This is a genomic window from Pseudomonas sp. LAMO17WK12:I5 (assembly GCF_900215165.1).
GTDB classification, from domain to species: domain Bacteria; phylum Pseudomonadota; class Gammaproteobacteria; order Pseudomonadales; family Pseudomonadaceae; genus Aquipseudomonas; species Aquipseudomonas putida_A.
Genome location: NZ_OBDS01000017.1, coordinates 14,553 through 32,741, shown reverse-complemented (window position 1 = coordinate 32,741; position 18,189 = coordinate 14,553). Strand labels below are relative to the sequence as shown.

The 18,189-nt window shown below is 60.4% G+C and carries 17 protein-coding genes; 10 read left to right on the top strand and 7 right to left on the bottom strand.

Features of this window, described 5'->3' with window-relative positions:
* Positions 1 to 64: 64 nt before the first annotated feature.
* Positions 65 to 619 carry an acyl-homoserine-lactone synthase gene (locus CRO59_RS26390; protein WP_097090418.1) on the bottom strand — a complete coding sequence of 185 codons (555 nt, stop codon included), beginning with the start codon at positions 617 to 619 and terminating at the stop codon, positions 65 to 67.
* A 155-nt stretch (positions 620 to 774) separates the two neighbouring features.
* Between CRO59_RS26390 and CRO59_RS26385 the strand changes: the two genes are divergently transcribed.
* Positions 775 to 1,494, top strand: coding sequence for an autoinducer binding domain-containing protein (locus tag CRO59_RS26385; RefSeq protein WP_027610892.1), 720 nt, complete (start codon positions 775 to 777; stop codon positions 1,492 to 1,494).
* 325 nt (positions 1,495 to 1,819) lie between these two features.
* The gene (locus tag CRO59_RS26380; protein ID WP_003221775.1) at positions 1,820 to 2,320 is read left to right on the top strand and encodes a phosphate-starvation-inducible protein PsiE; all 501 of its coding nucleotides are present in this window, start codon (positions 1,820 to 1,822) and stop codon (positions 2,318 to 2,320) included.
* Here CRO59_RS26380 and CRO59_RS26375 read toward each other — a convergent pair.
* The 3 genes from CRO59_RS26375 to CRO59_RS26365 all read right to left on the bottom strand — a co-directional run bounded on the left by CRO59_RS26375 (position 2,317) and on the right by CRO59_RS26365 (position 5,694).
* Positions 2,317 to 2,634, bottom strand: coding sequence for a DUF3509 domain-containing protein (locus CRO59_RS26375; protein ID WP_095139557.1), 318 nt, complete (start codon positions 2,632 to 2,634; stop codon positions 2,317 to 2,319). The two genes, CRO59_RS26380 and CRO59_RS26375, sit on opposite strands and share 4 nt — an antisense overlap.
* A gap of 295 nt (positions 2,635 to 2,929) precedes the next feature.
* Positions 2,930 to 4,231, bottom strand: a complete 1,302-nt coding sequence (locus CRO59_RS26370; protein WP_096795389.1) for an HAAAP family serine/threonine permease — start codon at positions 4,229 to 4,231, stop codon at positions 2,930 to 2,932.
* Positions 4,232 to 4,317: 86 nt separating this feature from the next.
* On the bottom strand, positions 4,318 to 5,694 hold the full coding sequence (locus CRO59_RS26365; RefSeq protein ID WP_097090419.1) for an L-serine ammonia-lyase: 1,377 nt from the start codon (positions 5,692 to 5,694) through the stop codon (positions 4,318 to 4,320).
* A 135-nt stretch (positions 5,695 to 5,829) separates the two neighbouring features.
* On the opposite strand from CRO59_RS26365, the gene CRO59_RS26360 reads away from it, so the two are divergent.
* Together CRO59_RS26360 and CRO59_RS26355 are read left to right on the top strand one after the other, a co-directional pair.
* Positions 5,830 to 6,777 (top strand): LysR substrate-binding domain-containing protein, encoded by a 948-nt coding sequence (locus CRO59_RS26360; protein WP_007914183.1) that lies wholly within the window; start codon positions 5,830 to 5,832, stop codon positions 6,775 to 6,777.
* Positions 6,778 to 6,977: 200 nt separating this feature from the next.
* Complete coding sequence (locus CRO59_RS26355) at positions 6,978 to 7,382, top strand: HPF/RaiA family ribosome-associated protein (RefSeq protein ID WP_027610895.1); 405 nt, start codon at positions 6,978 to 6,980, stop codon at positions 7,380 to 7,382.
* Positions 7,383 to 7,595: 213 nt separating this feature from the next.
* Here the strand turns inward: CRO59_RS26355 and fecA are convergent, their stop codons facing one another.
* The 3 genes from fecA to CRO59_RS26340 all read right to left on the bottom strand — a co-directional run bounded on the left by fecA (position 7,596) and on the right by CRO59_RS26340 (position 11,512).
* Positions 7,596 to 9,926, bottom strand: a complete 2,331-nt coding sequence (gene fecA, locus CRO59_RS26350; RefSeq protein ID WP_097090420.1) for a TonB-dependent Fe(3+) dicitrate receptor FecA — start codon at positions 9,924 to 9,926, stop codon at positions 7,596 to 7,598.
* A gap of 168 nt (positions 9,927 to 10,094) precedes the next feature.
* The gene (locus tag CRO59_RS26345) at positions 10,095 to 11,027 is read right to left on the bottom strand and encodes a DUF4880 domain-containing protein (protein WP_097090421.1); all 933 of its coding nucleotides are present in this window, start codon (positions 11,025 to 11,027) and stop codon (positions 10,095 to 10,097) included.
* Complete coding sequence (locus tag CRO59_RS26340; protein ID WP_097090422.1) at positions 11,024 to 11,512, bottom strand: sigma-70 family RNA polymerase sigma factor; 489 nt, start codon at positions 11,510 to 11,512, stop codon at positions 11,024 to 11,026. The genes CRO59_RS26345 and CRO59_RS26340 overlap by 4 nt, the downstream gene beginning before the upstream one ends.
* Positions 11,513 to 11,690: 178 nt before the next feature.
* Between CRO59_RS26340 and CRO59_RS26335 the strand changes: the two genes are divergently transcribed.
* The 6 genes from CRO59_RS26335 (at position 11,691) to CRO59_RS26310 (ending at position 18,097) form a co-directional block, all read left to right on the top strand.
* The gene (locus CRO59_RS26335; protein WP_007967542.1) at positions 11,691 to 11,996 is read left to right on the top strand and encodes a DUF3649 domain-containing protein; all 306 of its coding nucleotides are present in this window, start codon (positions 11,691 to 11,693) and stop codon (positions 11,994 to 11,996) included.
* Complete coding sequence (locus CRO59_RS26330) at positions 11,993 to 13,576, top strand: PepSY domain-containing protein (protein WP_097090423.1); 1,584 nt, start codon at positions 11,993 to 11,995, stop codon at positions 13,574 to 13,576. Before CRO59_RS26335 ends, CRO59_RS26330 begins: the two co-directional genes overlap by 4 nt.
* Complete coding sequence (locus tag CRO59_RS26325; RefSeq protein WP_097090424.1) at positions 13,576 to 13,902, top strand: DUF3325 domain-containing protein; 327 nt, start codon at positions 13,576 to 13,578, stop codon at positions 13,900 to 13,902. Before CRO59_RS26330 ends, CRO59_RS26325 begins: the two co-directional genes overlap by 1 nt.
* A 1-nt stretch (position 13,903) precedes the next feature.
* On the top strand, positions 13,904 to 14,470 hold the full coding sequence (locus tag CRO59_RS26320; protein ID WP_003221797.1) for an RNA polymerase sigma factor: 567 nt from the start codon (positions 13,904 to 13,906) through the stop codon (positions 14,468 to 14,470).
* The gene (locus tag CRO59_RS26315) at positions 14,467 to 15,456 is read left to right on the top strand and encodes a FecR family protein (RefSeq protein ID WP_097090425.1); all 990 of its coding nucleotides are present in this window, start codon (positions 14,467 to 14,469) and stop codon (positions 15,454 to 15,456) included. The genes CRO59_RS26320 and CRO59_RS26315 overlap by 4 nt, the downstream gene beginning before the upstream one ends.
* A 205-nt stretch (positions 15,457 to 15,661) precedes the next feature.
* Positions 15,662 to 18,097: a TonB-dependent receptor gene (locus tag CRO59_RS26310; protein WP_097090426.1), complete on the top strand. Its 2,436-nt coding sequence runs from the start codon at positions 15,662 to 15,664 to the stop codon at positions 18,095 to 18,097.
* The last annotated feature ends 92 nt before the right edge of the window (positions 18,098 to 18,189 follow it).

Here is an 18,189-nt window from a genome sequence, read left to right as displayed (position 1 = left end):
CAGCAGCTTCAGTTGATGTGTTTTCTTGTTTTCTTGTTTTCTTGTTATCGAGTGTCGGGCAGGGTTACTGCACCGTGATGTAGCAGGCGCCCAGGGTTCGGTTGTCCAGAACCTGCAGCGGCGCCAGCCATTTGTAGTCGATGCCGCCACGTCTGAGCAGGCGTCCGATGGCAACCGGGGACACTGACACCAGATGTGAAACGCCGCAGGTTCGGGCGTACTCCAGCGTGGCCATGAACAGGCCAACGGTGTTTTCGTCGGACATCACCTGTTCGTTTTTGCCGCCCTCGGCATCGAGGTCCAGTGAGGTGAAGCGCGACAGCTCCCAGATGTCATCGCCGCACGGGGCAGGCTTGTCGCCGAGCAACGAAGTGAATACTTCACTCAGCAGATACGGCTGGGTGGTGGGCAGCAAGCGGGCGCATCCCTTGATGTTGCCGTCGTGCTCTTCGGCGACAATGTAGTGAGTGCCGCTGTGATCAAATTGGTCGAATTCGAAATCGTCCGGCGTGGATAATTGCCAGCCGAGGCGTTCGACGAACACCTGATAGCGATATTGAGCCAAGCGTTGACGCTTTAGTGTCGTCAACTCGTCATAACGTCCTGACAAGTAATCCATCACAGATTCCGTTTAGTGATTGGTTGGGTGGCGATTAAAGTGCACACTGCGCTCGCATACTACCTGTCACCCTTGACAGCTAGCGGAAACATTTGGAAATATGCTAGGCATGTTGGCAAGAGGCCGACAGCATTAACTGTGGGAAAGGAATCTCTATGTCATATTGGCAGGCTGAACTGTTGGAAAACGCCATGTCTGCAACGGATGTCGAGTTGTTGTTCGACAGTATCAAGACCGTCGCCAGGCAGTTGGAGTTTGATTATGTGGCTTACGGGTCACGCCGGCTTTTCCCCATCACCAAACCTTGTCTTTTTCTCGCCAATAATTATTCGCCCGCCTGGCAAGCTGCCTATTCCGCCAATCGTTACCTGGACATCGATCCTTACGTCCAGCGCGCAATGCGCAGCGTGAAACCGGTGCTGTGGGACGCTGAACTCAAGGCTCAGATGCCCGAATTCTGGCAGGATGCGCAGGCTCACGGGCTCTCGGAGGGCTGGGGGCAGACGCTGCTCAATAGCGAAACTCAAGGGCTGGTGACCTTTGCCCGGGGCAGCGGGACGATCACCGCGCAGGAACTCGAAACCAAACAGGCGCAGCTGTCCTGGCTGGCCCAGATTACTCACCTGGGGCTGACGCGCCTGCAGATGCGCGGCGCCGATTCGGTGCTCCCGGTGCCGATAGAACTGTCGCAGAGAGAAAAGGAAATCCTGCAATGGACCGCTGACGGAAAGTCATCGGACGATGTTTCGGTGATCCTCGGTATCAGCAAAAGGACAGTAAACTTCCATATTAATCATTGCCTGAAAAAACTCGGTTGCCAAAACAAGATCGCCGCTGCAGTTAAAGCTTCGCTGATGGGCCTGCTGTGGAAATAATTACCCTGATAATTTATTGGATAACTAACTGGTGAATAACCGGAGTGTTTGTGCGCGAGTTCACAGATTTTCCCGATTAATAATATTTCATTTATAAGCTAATGCCTTTTCAAGCGTAACGAACTCATCAAGAAACTTCAGTTATAGCGTCATAAACATTCCTGACGACGGTGCCTGTTCAACGGTGCGACCAAACGCCACGGCGCAGGTTTCATGCCGGCTCGCCATGATGCGTGGCCTCGTTTCTGCATGGCGCATAGCGCATACGGAAAACCGTCACGTCCAACCGGCATCATCCGCTCGCATCGGGCTAAGGAACATCATCGTGAAAATCAACTGGGCCGAGAAACTGCGGCAAAACGTGCATCAACTGGCCGAGTCCCTGGGCAACCTGTTCGTCGAGACCTTCCACTACCTGGCGCTGTTCGCCATTGGTGCGGTGACCGCATGGGCGGCGGTGATGGAATTTCTCGGCATGCTCGAAGAAGGCCACATCAAGATCGATGACATTCTGTTGCTGTTCATCTATCTGGAACTGGGGGCGATGGTCGGGATTTACTTCAAGACCAACCACATGCCGGTGCGCTTCCTGATCTACGTGGCGATCACTGCGCTGACCCGCCTGCTGATCTCCAACGTTTCGCACCACAACCCGCCGGACATGGGCATCATCTACCTGTGCGGCGGCATTCTGCTGCTGGCGTTCTCGATCCTGGTGGTGCGTTACGCCTCGTCGCAATTTCCGTCGGTGAAGATCGAAAAACCGCAACGCAAGCTCGGCGCCGGCTCCGGTGAACACCCCGAGATCGAGAAGGGCGAGCTTTAAAGGCCCATCGACGGCCGAGGCTGGCCGTTGCTCTGCTGCGGTGGCGGGGGCAGCCCGCCGCCGCTGGTCATTGCTTCGAGGATCGCCATGGCGCTATGGCCTTGCTCGATGGCGATGCCGAATTGGATGCTTTGCACCAGCCGCTTGAGCCGTACCGGATCGTTGCGCTGTTCGGCGCTGATCATCCGTTTGGCGACGATCCGGCCGCTGTTGGACAGGGTCAGCATGATGCTGCCGTCCAGCCCCTGAATGCTCAGGTTGATCTGATAGTCCGGCGCGAAGGCATCGGTAATGATCTGAAAAGGGTTGTCCATGATGCGTCACCGCCTGATTGAACGTGCAGTTGTTGACCGGCCGTGATCGGGTTGGTTCGCAATACCTGATCATCGGCGATTCCGTGGCCTGTGTTGTTGCTTTATGTGGGAGCTGCCGCAGGCTGCGATCTTTTGATCTGCGCTGTTTTGACTTCGGTCATGAAGATCAAAAGATCGCAGCCTGCGGCAGCTCCTACATAGGAATTGCAAGGGCTGTGCCGGGAAAATTGTTGGACAATGGATACGGCATAAAAAAGGCGAGCCCATGGCTCGCCTTTGTCATTTGTGGCCCGTTTCAGGGCAGAACCGAGTAGATGATCGCCGACAGTGCAATCAGGCCGATCAGCACCACGAACACGTTCGACACCTGTCCCGAGTACTGGCGCAAGGCTGGCACACGGCGGATGGCGTACATCGGCATCAGGAACAACAGGCAGGCAATCACTGGCCCGCCGAGGGTTTCGATCATGCCGAGGATGCTCGGGTTGAACGTCGCCACGGCCCAGCAGCTGAGGATCATGAACAGCGCGGTCGCACGGTTCAGCCAGCTCGCCGACATCACCTTGCCACGGCCGCGCAGGCTTTTGACGATCATGCCCTGAAAGCCTTCGCTGGCGCCTATGTAGTGGCCGAGGAAGGATTTGGTGATCGCCACCAGCGCGATCAGCGGCGCGGCGTAAGCGATGACCGGGGTCTGGAAGTGGTTGGCCAGGTACGACAGGATCGAAATGTTCTGCGCCTTGGCCGCGGCCAGATCGGCCGGCGACAGCGCCAGCACGCAGCTGAAGCAGAAGAACATCACCGTCACCACCATCATCCCGTGGGCCATGGCGAGGATGCCGCTGCTCTTGCGTTCGGCCTCGGCGCCGTAGCGCTGCTTCTGGTCAACCGCGAAGGCGGAGATGATCGGCGAGTGGTTGAACGAGAACACCATCACCGGGATCGCCAGCCACAGGGTCTTGAGGAACGTCGACAGCGGCATCGCTTCCTTGGCGCTGGCGAAGAACGCGCCGTTCCAGTTGGGGATCAGGCTCAGGCCGAGCAACAGCAGCGCGGCGACGAACGGATAGACCAGCACGCTCATGGCTTTGACGATCACGTTCTGCCCGCAGCGCACGATCGCCATCAGGCCAAGGATCAGCACCAGCGACAGGATTGCCCGAGGTGGCGGCGCGATGTGCAATTGATGTTCGAGAAAACTGCTCAGGGTGTTGGTCAGTGCAACGCTGTACACCAGCAGGATCGGGAAGATCGCGAAGAAGTACAGCAGGGTGATCAGCTTTCCGGCACCGATGCCGAAATGTTCTTCAACGACTTCGGTGATGTCGCCCGAACGCCCGGACAAGACGAAGCGGGTCAGGCCCCGGTGGGCGAAAAAGGTCATCGGGAACGCCAGCAACGCCAGAATCAACAATGGCCAGAAGCCGCCGACACCGGCGTTGATCGGCAGAAACAAAGTGCCGGCACCGATGGCGGTGCCATACAGACCGAGCATCCAGGTGGTGTCGGATTTGCTCCAGCCCTTGTGGGCTATTTCGGTGTTGCGTGTGCGATCTACAGCGGGATTTTCGGCAGCAGGTGTACGTACATCGGTCATCGTTTTTGCCTCGTTATTATTTTTGCTCGGGCTCACGGTTGGCGGGCCGCAAGTTGCGGCCCGCCGGGACGGTCAGGGAACGCGCGTTAGCATTCCACCCAGTTCACAGCCAGGCCGCCCCGTGAAGTCTCTTTGTATTTGTCGTGCATGTCGGCGCCGGTATCGCGCATGGTGCGGATCACCCGGTCGAGGGAAATGAAGTGTTTGCCATCGCCGCGCAGGGCCATTTGCGTGGCGTTGATCGCCTTCACCGCGGCGATGGCGTTGCGTTCGATACACGGCACCTGCACCAGGCCGCCGACCGGGTCGCAGGTCAGGCCGAGGTTGTGTTCCAGGCCGATTTCAGCGGCGTTTTCCAGTTGCTCCGGGGTTGCGCCGAGCACTTCAGCGAGGCCCGCCGCGGCCATGGCGCAGGCCGAACCGACTTCGCCCTGGCAGCCGACTTCGGCGCCGGAGATCGAGGCATTTTTCTTACACAGAATGCCGACGGCGGCGGCGCCCATGAAGAAAGCGACGACGTCATCGTCAGACGCGTCCGGATTGAATTTCATGTAGTAGTGCAGCACCGCCGGAATGATCCCGGCCGCGCCGTTGGTCGGCGCGGTGACCATGCGCCCGCCGGCAGCGTTCTCTTCGTTGACGGCGAGGGCGAACAGGTTGACCCACTCCATCGCCGACAGCGTCGAACTGATCACGTTCGGCTTGCCGATTTCCAGCAGGCTGCGGTGCAGTTTCGCCGCGCGGCGCGGTACGTTCAGACCACCGGGCAGGATGCCTTCGTGGCGCAGGCCCTGCTCAACGCACTCGCGCATCACCGACCAGATGTGCAGCAAGCCGTTACGGATTTCGGCGTCGCTGCGCCAGGCCCGTTCGTTGGCCATCATCAGCTCTGAGACTCGCAGGTTGTGGGTTTTACACAGGCTCAGCAGTTCGGCGGCGCTGGAAAAATCGTACGGCAACACCACGTCGCCGGCCGGTGCCACACCGGACTCGGCTTCCGCCGCTTCGATGATGAAACCGCCGCCAATCGAGTAGTACGTTTGCGTGAACAGCTCGGCGCTTTCGCCAAAGGCTGTCAGCGACATGGCGTTGGGATGGTAGGACAGGCTTTCGTCCAGCAGCAGGAGATCGTGCTGCCAGTTGAAGGAAATTTCTCTCTGGCCGGCCAGCAGCAACAGGCCGCTTTCGCGCATTTGCCGGATGCGTGGGTCGATGGTCGCCGGATCGATGCTGTCCGGCCATTCGCCCATCAGGCCCATGACCGTCGCGCGGTCGGTGGCGTGGCCGACGCCGGTGGCCGACAGCGAACCGTACAAACGGATTTCCACGCGACGCACATCGTTGAGCAAGCGTTGCTCGATCAGCGCCTGGGCGAAGGTCGCGGCGGCGCGCATCGGGCCAACCGTGTGGGAGCTGGACGGGCCGATGCCGACTTTGAATAGATCGAAAACACTGATAGCCATGCTAAACCCTTACAAGCAATGGAGTAGGAATCGCTGCCATTTTTTGTAGGACAAGCGCAATGTCGGCGATACTGCCTACCTCGGTCCTACGTGACCAACGAAACTTCCTAAGAAAGCCTTTAGCAGGACTAAACGATGAGTCGTCAATTGCATGCCCAGACCTACGTCTGGCTGCAGGTGTTTTCCTGTGCCGCGCGGCACCTGTCGTTCACCCGTTGCGCTGAAGAGCTGCACATCACTCCGGGGGCGGTCAGCCAGCAGATTCGCCAGCTGGAAGAGCGCCTCGGTTTTCGCCTGTTCCACCGACGGGCGCGGGGCGTGGAGTTGAGTGCGGAAGGCCAGCGGTTAGCGATTACCGTCAACGAGGCCTACGGCAGCATCGATGCTGAATTGCGTCGGCTGGATGCCGGGATGATCAGCGGGATTCTGCGGGTGCGTTCGATTCCGTCGTTCCTCAGCAAATGGCTGACCCCGCGTTTGCCGCGTCTGCAACAGCGTTATCCCGACATTCAGTTGCGCCTAGTGGCCGAGGACAGCAGCGTGCCGTTGCACGAGGGCGATTTCGATCTGGCAATCGATCTGAACGACGGCAGCTATCCGGGGCTGTTATCCACAGCCTTGCTCGATGAGCAGATTTTCCCGGTGTGTGCGCCGAGTTTGCTGCGCGGACGCCCGCCGCTGCACGGGCCGGCGGATCTGGTGCATTTCCCGTTGTTGCACGACATCACCGCCTGGCGCGGCAGTTATGAATACGCGGAATGGGAGTTTTATCTCAACGCGATTGGCTTTGAAGGCGCCGACGTACGGCGTGGGCACACGTTCAATCGCAATCACCTGACCATCGAAGCGGCGATCGCCGGTATGGGTGTGGCGATTGCCCGGCGCACGTTGCTCAACGATGAACTGGAGCGCGGGACGTTGATTGTGCCGTTCGGCCTGTCGGTGCCCAACCACAAACGCTACGTGCTGCTGTATGCGCCGGGGGCGTTGAGCCATCCGGGCGTGCGTGCGGTGCATGACTGGCTGGTGGAGGAAGCGGGGATTTTCCGCAGCTTGCACCCGTTGAACGACGGGCAATTGTGAGCAGATTTTGCAGGGTTGCGAAGCGACCCAACTCCCGACCTTACCAGTGACTTGCCCGGTTGTCCGGCTTTTTTTGCGAATGAATATTTATCTTTTTTCAGGGGTTGAAATGTTCGCCGGTCGGGCCGATTGTTGTAACCAGGAGGTCAGGAAATCCAATTCAAGGCCTCTGGCGAGCTAGCTGAAATAAGGGATGAACTATGCAAATCCAAGTCAACAGCGATAACCATATTCAAAGCAGTAAGCGACTGGAGGAGTGGGTACGTACAACTATTGAGAGCACGCTCGAACGTTATGAAGAAGACCTGACCCGTGTCGAAGTCCACCTGAGCGACGAGAACGGCGACAAACCAGGTCCCCATGACTTGCGCTGCCAACTGGAAGCGCGGCCAAAAGGCCATCAACCGATTTCCGTCACCCATAAAGCCGATTCGCTGGAACAGGCGATCGACGGTGCAGCCGAAAAACTGGAGCACGCGCTGGAGCACCTGTTTGGCAAACTGCGAGGCAAGCCCCGCGCCGCCATCGTGCCATTCAGCAAGGCGAATGACGCACTGCTGGAAGAAGAGTTTCTCGAGAACGAACAGGCAGCGATCAACAGTTGATGCGCTGATTTTTCAAGCCACCCAATGAGAACGGGCCTGCGCAAGCAGGCCCGTTTTTGTTTGTGTTGCTGAACAGTGTGGCGAGGGAGCTTGCTCCCGCTGGGCTGCGAAGCGGCCCCAATACCTGCACGGCGTTCAACAGCCAGACTGTATCAGCAGGATTTACGGCTGCTCCGTAGCCGAGCGGGAGCAAGCTCCCTCGCCACAGTTTTATTAGAAAGCTACAGAAGTTTGCACGTACACCGTGCGCGGTTCACCCACGTACTTGCCTTTATTGTTGTCATCAAACGAGCGGGTGAAATACTGGGTATTGAAAATGTTCTTCACCCCCACCGCCACGTTCAGATCCGACAATTGCGGGCCGAAGTCATAACCGGCGCGGCTGCTGAACAGCATGTAACCGGGGATCTTGCCGGTGCTGCCGTCGGCGCTTTCCCTGGAGGTGTTGGCATTGTCGGCGAACTGGTCGCTCTGGAAGCTGCTGTCGACATTGAGTTTCCACGGGCCCTCGGTATAACCGACGCCAATCGTGCCTTTGTGTTTCGACGAGAACGGCACGCGATTGCCTTTGTTCGGCCCGTCTTCACGGATGGTCGCGTCAACATAGGCATAAGTGGCGTAAACATCGAAACCGGCGAGTGCCGGGCTCAAGTCATCCAGCGCGTAGTTGACGCTGGTCTCGATGCCCTGATGGCGGGTCTCGCCCCGGGCGATCACCGAATCGTTGGTCTGGTTGCTTTCGTACTGGTTGTCGAAGTTGATCAGGAACGCGCCGACTTCCGCGCGCAGGGTGCCGTTGTCATAACGGGTTCCTAGTTCCCAGGTGCGGGCCTTCTCCGGTTTGACTTCGCCGCTGCTCACACGGTTGGGCATCTGACTGTATTGCACGCTGCCGAACGAACCTTCGGTGTTGGCGTACAGATTCCAGCTGTCGCTCAGGTGATACAGCACGTTCAGCGCCGGCAGCGCGGTGTTGTAGTCGCCCTTGTATTTGACGTCGGTCAGGTTGTTGGTCTGCTGCGACTCGATCATCTCGTAGCGCACACCCGGGGTGATGGTCCATTTGCCGATGTCGATGCGGTCGTCAACGAAGAACGCATTGGCTTCGGTGCCACCGCGGGTGTCACGGTCGTTGCGGCTGTCGGTGGTCGGGTATTGGTTGCTGCTGATCGGCGTGCGATAGCGCAATTCGTGGCCAGCCTCGTTGATGTAGCGGTAACCGACGCCGACTTCATGGCTGGTCGGGCCGAGGTCGAAGCCTTGGGCGAAACGCGTTTCGAAACCGCGCACCCAATACTCGCGCGGTGACAGCGAGAGGAAACTGCCCTGATCCAGATAACCGCTGCGCAGGGTCTTGGTGAAGAAAGTGTTGGCGGTGAATTCGCGACGATCTTCCTGATAGCGATAGCCGAAGTTGAACATTGTGCGGCGACCCCAGAACTGGTCTTTCAGGCGCGTCGACTGATACGAATCGGCGTCGTAATCGGCAACGCTGAGGCCGCCGGGCATGTCGGCCTTGCCTTCGTAATACTGGGCCATGGCGTTGAAGCTGTTGGCCTCGTCGAGCTGGTATTTGCCCTTGAGGATCAGGTCGTCGATTTCGCTGTCGCTGTGTTCACGCCAGTCACCGCCACGGGTGCCGGAGTAAAGCAGCGCGCCGCCCAGACCATTTTCGTTGGTGCCGCCGGCCAGCAGGTTGGCGCTGGTCTTGAAGCCGTCATGGCTCGACGACGGACTGGTCTCCGTCTGGAAACCACCCTTGACCGTCGGCTCATCCGGGATGGCACGGGTTACGAAGTTGACCACCCCGCCAACGTTCTGCGGGCCGTAACGCACGGCGCCGCCGCCACGCACCACGTCCACGGCATCCATGTTGCCCATGCTGATCGGCGCAAACGACAACTGCGGTTGGCCGTACGGTGCGAACGGCACGGGAATGCCGTCCATCAGTACGGTCGAGCGCGCGGCCAAGCGCGGATTGAGACCGCGAATGCCGAAGTTCAGCGCCATGTCGTGGCTGCCGGTGCCGTTGTTTTCCGGGGCATTGACCCCGGGGATGCGGTTGAGCACGTCGCGCGCCTGAGTCGCGCCTTGACGTTCGAAGTCTTCGCGGCGGATCACATCGCGGGCGCCGGGGTGTTCGAACACGTTGACCTGCGCCGCTTCACCGAGCCAGTCACCGACGACCTTCGAGGTGTCCAGCTCCAGCGCCGTGTCGCCGACCGGTTGCAGGCTGAAGGCATTGTTGCCTTCGGCGCGAGCTTGCAGGCCGGTGCCTTCGAGCAATGCATCGAGGCCTTCTGCGGTGCTGTAGCTGCCTTCGAGGCCACGGCTTTGCACGCCTCGGGTGATCTGCGAGCCGAAGGAAATCAGCACGCCGGCTTCACGACCAAACTGGTTGAGGGCGTTTTCCAGCGACGCCGGAGCGATGTGGTAAACCTTGGTTTCGGCAGCCATGACCGGTAGGGCGCTGAAGCTCAGGCTGGCGCCCAGTAAGAGGTTGCGCAGGCGGCGGGCCAGTGGCGTGAGACGGGTGGGGTGCATGAAGGTTGATCCTGAGAAGGTTGAATCAAGGGGGCTTTCCTTCTCTGTCACGCCAGATCTGAAAAACGGCTCATTTTTTTTGAAAGCAAAAGATCGCAGCCTTCGGCAGCTCCTACACTTGTTCAGCCTGTAGGAGCTGCCGCAGGCTGCGATCTTTTGATTTTGCTTCTACGCCCGCGCCTCAACGCTGACCCAATAGCGGGTAAACCGCCGCACTTTCACCGGCAGACTGATTTGCAGCAGATCAAGAATCCGCTCGCTGTCGTCCAGTGGATAGGTCCCGGAGATCAGCAGGTCGGCCACTTTCGCATCGCAATGCAACTGGCCACGACGGTAGCGGCCGAGCTCTTCAAGAAAATCGCCCAGGCGCATGTGTGCGGCGATCAGCATGCCGTCGGTCCAGGCGCCGCTGTTGGCGTCCAGTGGCTTGGCTTCGCTGACGGAAGTGGCGCTGAAACTCAGCTGACGAGCGACGGGCAGCCCCATCGGCGCGTGCCCGTGGCGGATCAATTCGACCTGGCCTTCGAACAGCGCAACTTGTGTGCGATCGGCAAATTGACGGACGTTGATCCGGGCAGCACTGGTTTTCAACAGCCCTTGTGCCGTGTGCACTTCGAACGCTTGTGCGGTGCTCAGAAGGATCTCGCCCTCCAGCAAACGGATCAGCCGCTGCGCGCCATCCACGTCCGCGGCGCTCGCGGTATTGAGCTGCAGCTGACTGCCCGCACCCAGCGTCACCTTGCGTCGCTCGCCCAGCGGGCTGCGGTAGTCGGCGAGCAGGGTCGGCAGCGGATTGTGCTCGCGCATGCCCCAGGTGACGGCAGAACCGGCACCGAGAAGCAGCAGCAATTTGAGCGCCTGACGGCGACTGGAAGACTTCTGCCCGTTCAACGCGGCGTGGACCAATGGCGACGCCACGCCGCGCAAGCGTTGGTTGACCCGCTGCATGTGCTCCCACGCGCGACGATGTTCGCTGTGGGCGTCCAGCCATTGTTGCCAGGCTTGTTGCTGACGCGGGGAGAGCGTGCCTTGCTGCATTTCCATCAGCCAGTGCACGGCCTGTTCGGCCACTTGCGCAGAGAAATCCGGAGCGCGGTTCATAGGGCGAAATAGCAGCGCAGGGCGGCTTTGTGCAGATGACGTTTGACCGTGGCCACCGAGATGCTCAGCTCGGCGGCGATTTGCGGATAAGTCAGGCCATCGACCTGCGCCAGCAAAAAGGCGCGCTTGACCAGACGCGGCAAGCCATCGAGCAGCTGGTCCAGCTCGATCAGGGTTTGCAGGATGATCGCTTTGTCTTCTTCCGATGGCGCGGTCACTTCCGGCATCTGCGCCAGGGTGTCGAGATAGGCGCGTTCCAGATCCTGACGGCGGTAATGATTGAACAGCACACGTTTGGCGAGGGTGGTGAGAAAGGCGCGCGGTTCGATGATCACTGCGGGGTCGCGAGCGCTGAGCACGCGGATGAAAGTATCTTGCGCCAGATCCGCCGCGCTGTCCGGGCAGCCGAGTCTGCGCCGCAACCAGCCGGTGAGCCAGCTGTGGTGGTCGTGGTAGAGCGATTCGACGGGATGGGCGGACGACAAGGGTATTACTCCGGGCGCATCATCGATGCGTTAGAGAACAAGAACTGTTCGCATTGTAGGGGCGGTCGAGGGTGTCCGGCAATCAGATGCTTTTGCGTATGAGAATATTTATCATTAATATTGCACGCTTGTTGGTTCGGCTCGTTGGCCGGACGTTTTTTCGTTTCAGGGTCGAAACATGAAAGGCAAACTCGCCTCACTTCCCATGTCCTATCGTCTGGCCGTCACCTCGCGGGTGCTGGCGGCGGTGTTCGGCGGCTATCTGGTCGCGGCGCTGGCCAGTGTCGCGTTGACGATGTGGCTGCCGTTGAGCCGCGCCGAAGCGGTGGTGACCGGTATGACCATTTCCTTTCTGGTCTATCTGGTCGCGGTGCTATGGTGCTTCGCTTGCCGCACGGCGTGGTCGGCGTGGGTCGGTTTGCTGGTGCCCAGTGTGATTCTGGCGACGGTGTCGGGTGCCGCGCGGGGCTTGGGTTACGCATGAAAGAGGGCTTTCGTCAGTCGATGGCCTGGCTGCACACGTGGACGGGGCTGGTGTTCGGCTGGCTGCTGTTTGCGATTTTCCTCACCGGAACGCTGGCCTATTTCAAGGATGAGATCAGCCACTGGATGCAGCCGGAAATTCCCTCGCGGCCCATCAATGCCGAAGCGAGCCTGACCCTGGCGCAAAGTTACCTGCAGCAACACGCCGCCGGCGCCTCGCGCTGGCTGATCGACTTGCCCGACGCCCGCGATCCCGGCCTGACGGTGCGCTGGCAACAGGCTCCGAACACACCGGGCGAGCGCGGCAAGTTCGAATCCAGAACACTCGACGCGCAGACCGGCAACGAAGTCCAGACCCGAGAGAGCATGGGCGGCGAGTTCTTCTACCGCTTCCATTTCCAGCTGCAAATGCCTTATCCATGGGGCCGCTGGCTGGCGACGATGGCGGCGATGGTGATGTTCGTCGGGCTGATCACCGGCATCATCACCCACAAGAAAATCTTCAAGGACTTCTTCACCTTTCGCCCGCGCAAAGGCCAGCGTTCATGGCTCGACGGGCATAACGCGGTCGGCGTGATGGTGTTGCCGTTTCACTTGATGATCACCTACAGCAGCCTGGTGATTTTCATGGCGATGGTCATGCCGGCGAGCATTCTGGCGTCCTATAACGGCGACGTGCGCACCTTTTACGACGAAGTTTTTCCGGCATCGAAGACCCCTGAGCGAGCCAACCGGGCGGCGCCGCTGAGCCCGATGGCTCCACTTCTGGCCAAGGCCAGCGAGCAGTGGGCGGGAGGCAGCACCACGCGGCTGACGGTGAACAATCCGGGGGACGCGAATGCCTCGGTGGTGCTGTCGCGCCGTGGCGACCGCGTCGTCCACGATTTCGGGCGCGCGGTGACGTTCAACGGCGTCACCGGCGAGCGCCTCGGCAGCACGCCGGAGCAGCCCGTGGCGATGGCGGTCGGCGGCACGTTCTACGGTTTGCACATGGGCCACTTTGCCGGGTCGACATTGCGCTGGCTGTATTTCATCTGTGGTCTGGCGAGTACCGCGATGATCGGCACCGGGCTGGTGATCTGGCTTGGCAAGCGCCAGCTCAAACACGCCAAGAGCGGCGTGATGCCGTTCGAATTGCGCTTGGTGGAAGTGCTGAACATCGCCAGCATGGCCGGGCTGGTGGTAGCGGTGGCGGTGTTCTTTTTGGCCAATCGCCTGCTGCCGGCAGATCTGGCCGGGCGCGCCGATCAGGAAGTGAATGCGTTTTTTGTCGCCTGGGTCTTGAGCGTGGTGCATGCGTTGCTGCGCAAAGGGCGCAAGGCCTGGGTCGAACAGCTCGCGCTGGCTGCCGTGCTGTTTATCGCGGTGCCGCTGATCAATCTGACCACACCGTGGAATCTCGGGGTAACACTGGCGCAAGGTGACTGGACGCTGGCGGGTTTCGATCTGACTTGCCTGGGCGCAGGTCTGTTCCTCGGCTGGGCCGCATGGAAAATGCAGCGTGCCGGCGGCGCCGTCAGCGTGAAAAAAACATCCCGCGAAAAGCCGCGACCGATCGCGCTTGAGCAGGAGGTCAGCTGATGTTGCTGGCGTTGTTGCTGTGCTATGCCGCCTTCAGCGCGTTGTGTCTGTCGATGCCTCGGCACCATGATGAACTGCTCGGCAACAAACCCTCGGCCCGACGCGCACGGGGTCTGAAACTCGCTGGTTGGCTGTTGCTCGGGCTGTCGCTTTGGGCGGCAGTCGCTGCACACGGCTGGAGTTTCGGTCTGGTCGACTGGTTCGCGGTGCTCATGCTCAGCGCCTTGGCGTTGGTGCTGTTGCTGCCGTATCGCCCACGTCTGGCCCTCGCACTGGCCGGGTTGAGCCTGCTGGCCAGTCCGGTCGCTGCCTGGGCGCAGGTCTGACATGCTGATCGGTCATCCCCCGGAATCCCGCGACGACGAGCCACACGGCGCGCGTGCGCATTTTCTCCAGGTGTTCCTGTCGCAGCGCTCACAGATGGAAGCGCTGGTGAATCGGCGCGTCGGTTGCCGGGCCACGGCAGCGGATCTGGTGCAGGATCTGTTCCTGCGTTTCTGGCGACGGCCGTTGGTGCAGGTCGAAGAACTCAGCACCTACCTGTTGCGCTGCGCCGGCAACATCGCCATCGATCACTTGCGCAGCGAAGGCACGCGGGTGCGGGTCAACGAGGGTTGGCAACCGGATGCGCCGGACAGTCACGGCAGCGAACCGCAAGCCGCGCTCGAAGCGGGCAATGATCTGCGCCATGTCGAGGCGGCGTTGCGTGCCTTGCCCGAGCGCACTCGGCAGATCTTTTTGCTCAATCGCATCCACGGCCGCAAATACGCAGACATCGCCAAAGCCATGGGCCTGTCCCAAAGCGCCGTGGAAAAACATATGATGCGCGCCCTCGAGGCCTGCAAGGCCAGCCTGCGCGAACCCGCGCCACGCCTGCCAGGGAAAGCACCGTGAAAGTCACCGACCGCGTCACCCCGACGCCTGCTCAGGAGCAGGCCGCGCTCGCCTGGCTGAGCCTGCTGCACGACCGCCCGAGCACCGGCGATCAACTGACCTTCAGCCAATGGCTGCGCGCCGACCCGGCCCACGCCGAGGCTTACGCCCAGGCGCAAGTGCTCTGGGAGTTGAGCGAAAGTCCGGCGCGTACCTTGGCCGATGAAGAGGCGTTGGCGTTGCAGGGCTACCTCAATGCGATGGATCGTCCGCGTCGTTCAACGCTGCTGCGCTGGTCGGGCGCGCTGGCGATGGCCGCGTGTCTGATGCTGATGATCAGCGTTGGCACGGGATGGCAGCCGCAGCGCTGGATCGATGATCTGGGTGCCGATTACGTTTCGGCACCGGGCGAGATCCGCACCGTGACCCTGGCCGATCAATCGCAAGTCACGCTGGATGCCGACAGTGCCATCGCGGTGGATTTCAGTCATGGCGAGCGGCATGTGCAATTGCGTCGCGGTGCCGGATTTTTCAGTGTCACGCATACGGGGGATCCGTTTGTGGTCGCGGCGGAGAAGGGCGAGGCGCGGGTGCTCGGCACGCAGTTCGAAGTGCGTCTGCAGCCCGGTGGTGCGCAAGTCACGGTGCTGTCCGGGCGTGTTGGCGTGACGGCGGATCGCAACGCGCAACAGCAGATTCTGACCGCCGGCCAGCAAGTGGCTTACGGGCAGGGCAGTGCGGAAAAACTGCACCCGGTGGACAGCGAAGCGCAACTGGCCTGGCGTCAGGGCTGGCTGAATTACTACAAGGCGTCACTGGCAGATGTGGTGGAGGATCTGCGGCGCTATTACCCGGGACGGATTGTTGTGCTCAATGATGAGTTGGCTGCGCGCAAGGTCAGCGGCAGTTTTCCGAGCAAGGATCCGCAGGCGGTGCTCAGTTCCCTGCAAGGTGTGATGGGGTTTGAGCAGCATCAGGTGTTGGGGCATCTGATTATTTTGCGCTGAGCCTGCCGGCGCCATCGCGAGCAGGCTCACTCCTACATTTGGAATGTGTTCCCCCTGTAGGAGTGAGCCTGCTCGCGATAGCGTTCTTTCAGACAGCAAAAAATATTTTCAAATTTGTGGTGAGGTAAACCACAGCCCCATCCGTGTAGTGACTGAAACTGCGAGTCATTCGCATCCGTTGCGGTTCTACACAGGTCATTGAGCAATGAAGTCCAGGGCAAAATCGGGTTCGGTCAAACAGTGGTTGGGTGTTTCGGCATTGAGTTTTTCGGCGTTGGCGCTGTTGCCGCTGAGTGTGGCGCTGGCCGCTGAAACCGTCAGCAGCCCGACACAGACACAGAAACAGTTCAGTTTCTCCCTGAGCGCCAAACCACTGCCCCAGGCCCTGAGCGACTTCAGCCGCGTCACCGGGCAAAGCGTGGTCTACACCGACGAAGCGCCGTACGGCCTCAACGCTCCGGCGGTCAGTGGCCAGATGAGCGCCGAACAGGCGCTGCAACGCCTGCTCAGCGGCTCCGGCATGACCTTTCGCCGTACCGACAGCCACACCCTGGCGCTGGAACCGCAGCCCAGCGCAGGCGCACTCAATCTTGGCGCGACCACCATCACGTCGATGCGTGACGAGTCGATGAGCTATCAGCCGCCGCAGACCAGTTCGGTGATGCGCTCCTCGGCTTCGCTGCAGGAGATTCCTCAGACCGTCAACGTGATTCCGGCCCAGGTCATTCGCGATCAGTCCCCGCGCAATCTCGACGATGCGTTGGCCAACGTCAGCGGCATCACCCAGGGCAACACCTTGGGCAGCACGCAAGACTCGGTGATGACCCGCGGCTTTGGCGACAACCGCAATGGCTCGATCATGCGCGACGGCATGCCGATCGTGCAGGGCCGTGGGATGAACGCGACGGTCGATCGGGTCGAAGTGCTCAAGGGCCCGGCCTCGTTGCTCTACGGCATTCAGGATCCGGGCGGCGTGGTCAACCTGGTCAGCAAGAAGCCGGAACTGACTCAATACAACGCGCTGACCCTGCGCGGTTCCACCTACGGCGACGGCAAGAATGGCAGCGGCGGCACCTTCGACAGCACTGGTGCGCTGGGTGAATCCGGGCTGGCCTACCGGCTGGTGCTGGATCATGAAGACGAAGATTACTGGCGCAACTACGGCACTCACCGCGAGACGCTGATCGCGCCGTCGCTGGCCTGGTTCGGCGAGCGTACCAAGCTGTCGTTCGGCTATGAACACCGCGAGTTTCTCACCCCGTTCGACCGGGGCACGGTAATCGATCCGCGCACCAACCATCCGCTGGACATCTCGCGCAACGAGCGTCTGGACGAGCCGTTCAACGACATGGAAGGCCGTTCCGACCTGTACCACTTCGAAGCCGACCACGAACTCAACGACGACTGGAAAGCCCATTTTGGCTACAGCTGGAACCGCGAAACCTACGACGCCAGCCAGGTACGCGTGACCGCCATCGACACCAAAAAAGGCACGTTGACCCGCAGCATGGACGGCACGCAAGGCGCGATCAGCACTGACCGTTTCACCACCGCCAGCCTCGAAGGCAAAGTCAACCTGCTGGGCATGCAACATGATCTGGTGTTCGGCGTCGACGACGAGTACCGCAAGATCTACCGCGCCGACCTGATCCGCCAGAAAAGCCTGAGCACCTTCAGCTACGTCAATCCGGTGTATGGCCGTGAAGTCGAAGGCACCACGGTCAGCCCGGCGGACAGCGCGCAGACCGATCTGCTGCGCAGCGATTCGGTGTTTCTGCAGGACTCGATACACCTCAACGACCAGTGGATTCTGGTCGCCGGCGGACGCTTCCAGGAGTACGACCAGTACGCCGGCAAAGGCGTGCCGTTCAAGGCCAACACCGACAGCAACGGGCAGAAATTCGTACCGCGCGCCGGTCTGGTGTATCGCTACACCGACGAATTATCGTTCTACGGCAGCTACACCGAATCGTTCAAACCCAACTCGACCATTGCCCCGCTCAGCGGCAGCAGCACCGTGCTCGACGGCAGCATTGCGCCGGAAGAGGCCAAGTCGTGGGAACTGGGTGCGCGTCTGGATATGCCGGGGCGCATCACCGGCAATATCGCGCTGTTCGACATCAAGAAGCGCAACGTGCTGGTCTCCAATTCTGAAGGCCCGACCACCATTTACAGCGCGGCTGGCGAAGTGCGTTCCCGGGGGCTGGAACTGGACCTGACCGGGCAGTTGACCGATCGCTGGAGCCTGATCGGCGCCTATGCCTACACCGATGCCGAGGTCACCGAAGACCCGGACTACAAAGGCAATCGCTTGCAAAACGTGGCGAAGAACAGCGGTTCATTGTCGGCGGTGTATGACTTCGGCAGCGTGATCGGTGGTGATCAACTGCGGGTCGGTGCCGGGGCGCGGTATGTCGGCGAACGCGCGGGCAATGCGGTGAATGATTTCGACCTGCCGAGCTACACCGTGGCCGATGCGTTTGCCACTTACGACACCAGACTCGAAGGGCAGAAGGTCAAGTTCCAGCTCAACGTGAAGAACCTGTTCGACCGCACCTACTACACCTCGGCGGCGAGCCGGTTCTTTGTGTCGATGGGCGATTCGCGGCAGATTTCGCTCTCCAGTACGCTGGAGTTCTGATTCAGGACCGCGTCATCGTTCATCGCTGGCAAGCCAGCTCCCACAGGTTCTCGGTCGGGCACAAATATCTTGAACGGCCGGAGACATTGTGG

Coding starts and splice junctions, on each gene's coding strand:
- CRO59_RS26390 (WP_097090418.1), bottom strand. CDS start 619: ATGGATTACTTGTCAGGACGTTATGACGAGTTGACGACACTAAAGCGT.
- CRO59_RS26385 (WP_027610892.1), top strand. CDS start 775: ATGTCATATTGGCAGGCTGAACTGTTGGAAAACGCCATGTCTGCAACG.
- CRO59_RS26375 (WP_095139557.1), bottom strand. CDS start 2,634: ATGGACAACCCTTTTCAGATCATTACCGATGCCTTCGCGCCGGACTAT.
- CRO59_RS26370 (WP_096795389.1), bottom strand. CDS start 4,231: ATGACCGATGTACGTACACCTGCTGCCGAAAATCCCGCTGTAGATCGC.
- CRO59_RS26365 (WP_097090419.1), bottom strand. CDS start 5,694: ATGGCTATCAGTGTTTTCGATCTATTCAAAGTCGGCATCGGCCCGTCC.
- CRO59_RS26360 (WP_007914183.1), top strand. CDS start 5,830: ATGAGTCGTCAATTGCATGCCCAGACCTACGTCTGGCTGCAGGTGTTT.
- CRO59_RS26355 (WP_027610895.1), top strand. CDS start 6,978: ATGCAAATCCAAGTCAACAGCGATAACCATATTCAAAGCAGTAAGCGA.
- fecA (WP_097090420.1), bottom strand. CDS start 9,926: ATGCACCCCACCCGTCTCACGCCACTGGCCCGCCGCCTGCGCAACCTC.
- CRO59_RS26345 (WP_097090421.1), bottom strand. CDS start 11,027: ATGAACCGCGCTCCGGATTTCTCTGCGCAAGTGGCCGAACAGGCCGTG.
- CRO59_RS26335 (WP_007967542.1), top strand. CDS start 11,691: ATGAAAGGCAAACTCGCCTCACTTCCCATGTCCTATCGTCTGGCCGTC.
- CRO59_RS26330 (WP_097090423.1), top strand. CDS start 11,993: ATGAAAGAGGGCTTTCGTCAGTCGATGGCCTGGCTGCACACGTGGACG.
- CRO59_RS26325 (WP_097090424.1), top strand. CDS start 13,576: ATGTTGCTGGCGTTGTTGCTGTGCTATGCCGCCTTCAGCGCGTTGTGT.
- CRO59_RS26320 (WP_003221797.1), top strand. CDS start 13,904: ATGCTGATCGGTCATCCCCCGGAATCCCGCGACGACGAGCCACACGGC.
- CRO59_RS26310 (WP_097090426.1), top strand. CDS start 15,662: ATGAAGTCCAGGGCAAAATCGGGTTCGGTCAAACAGTGGTTGGGTGTT.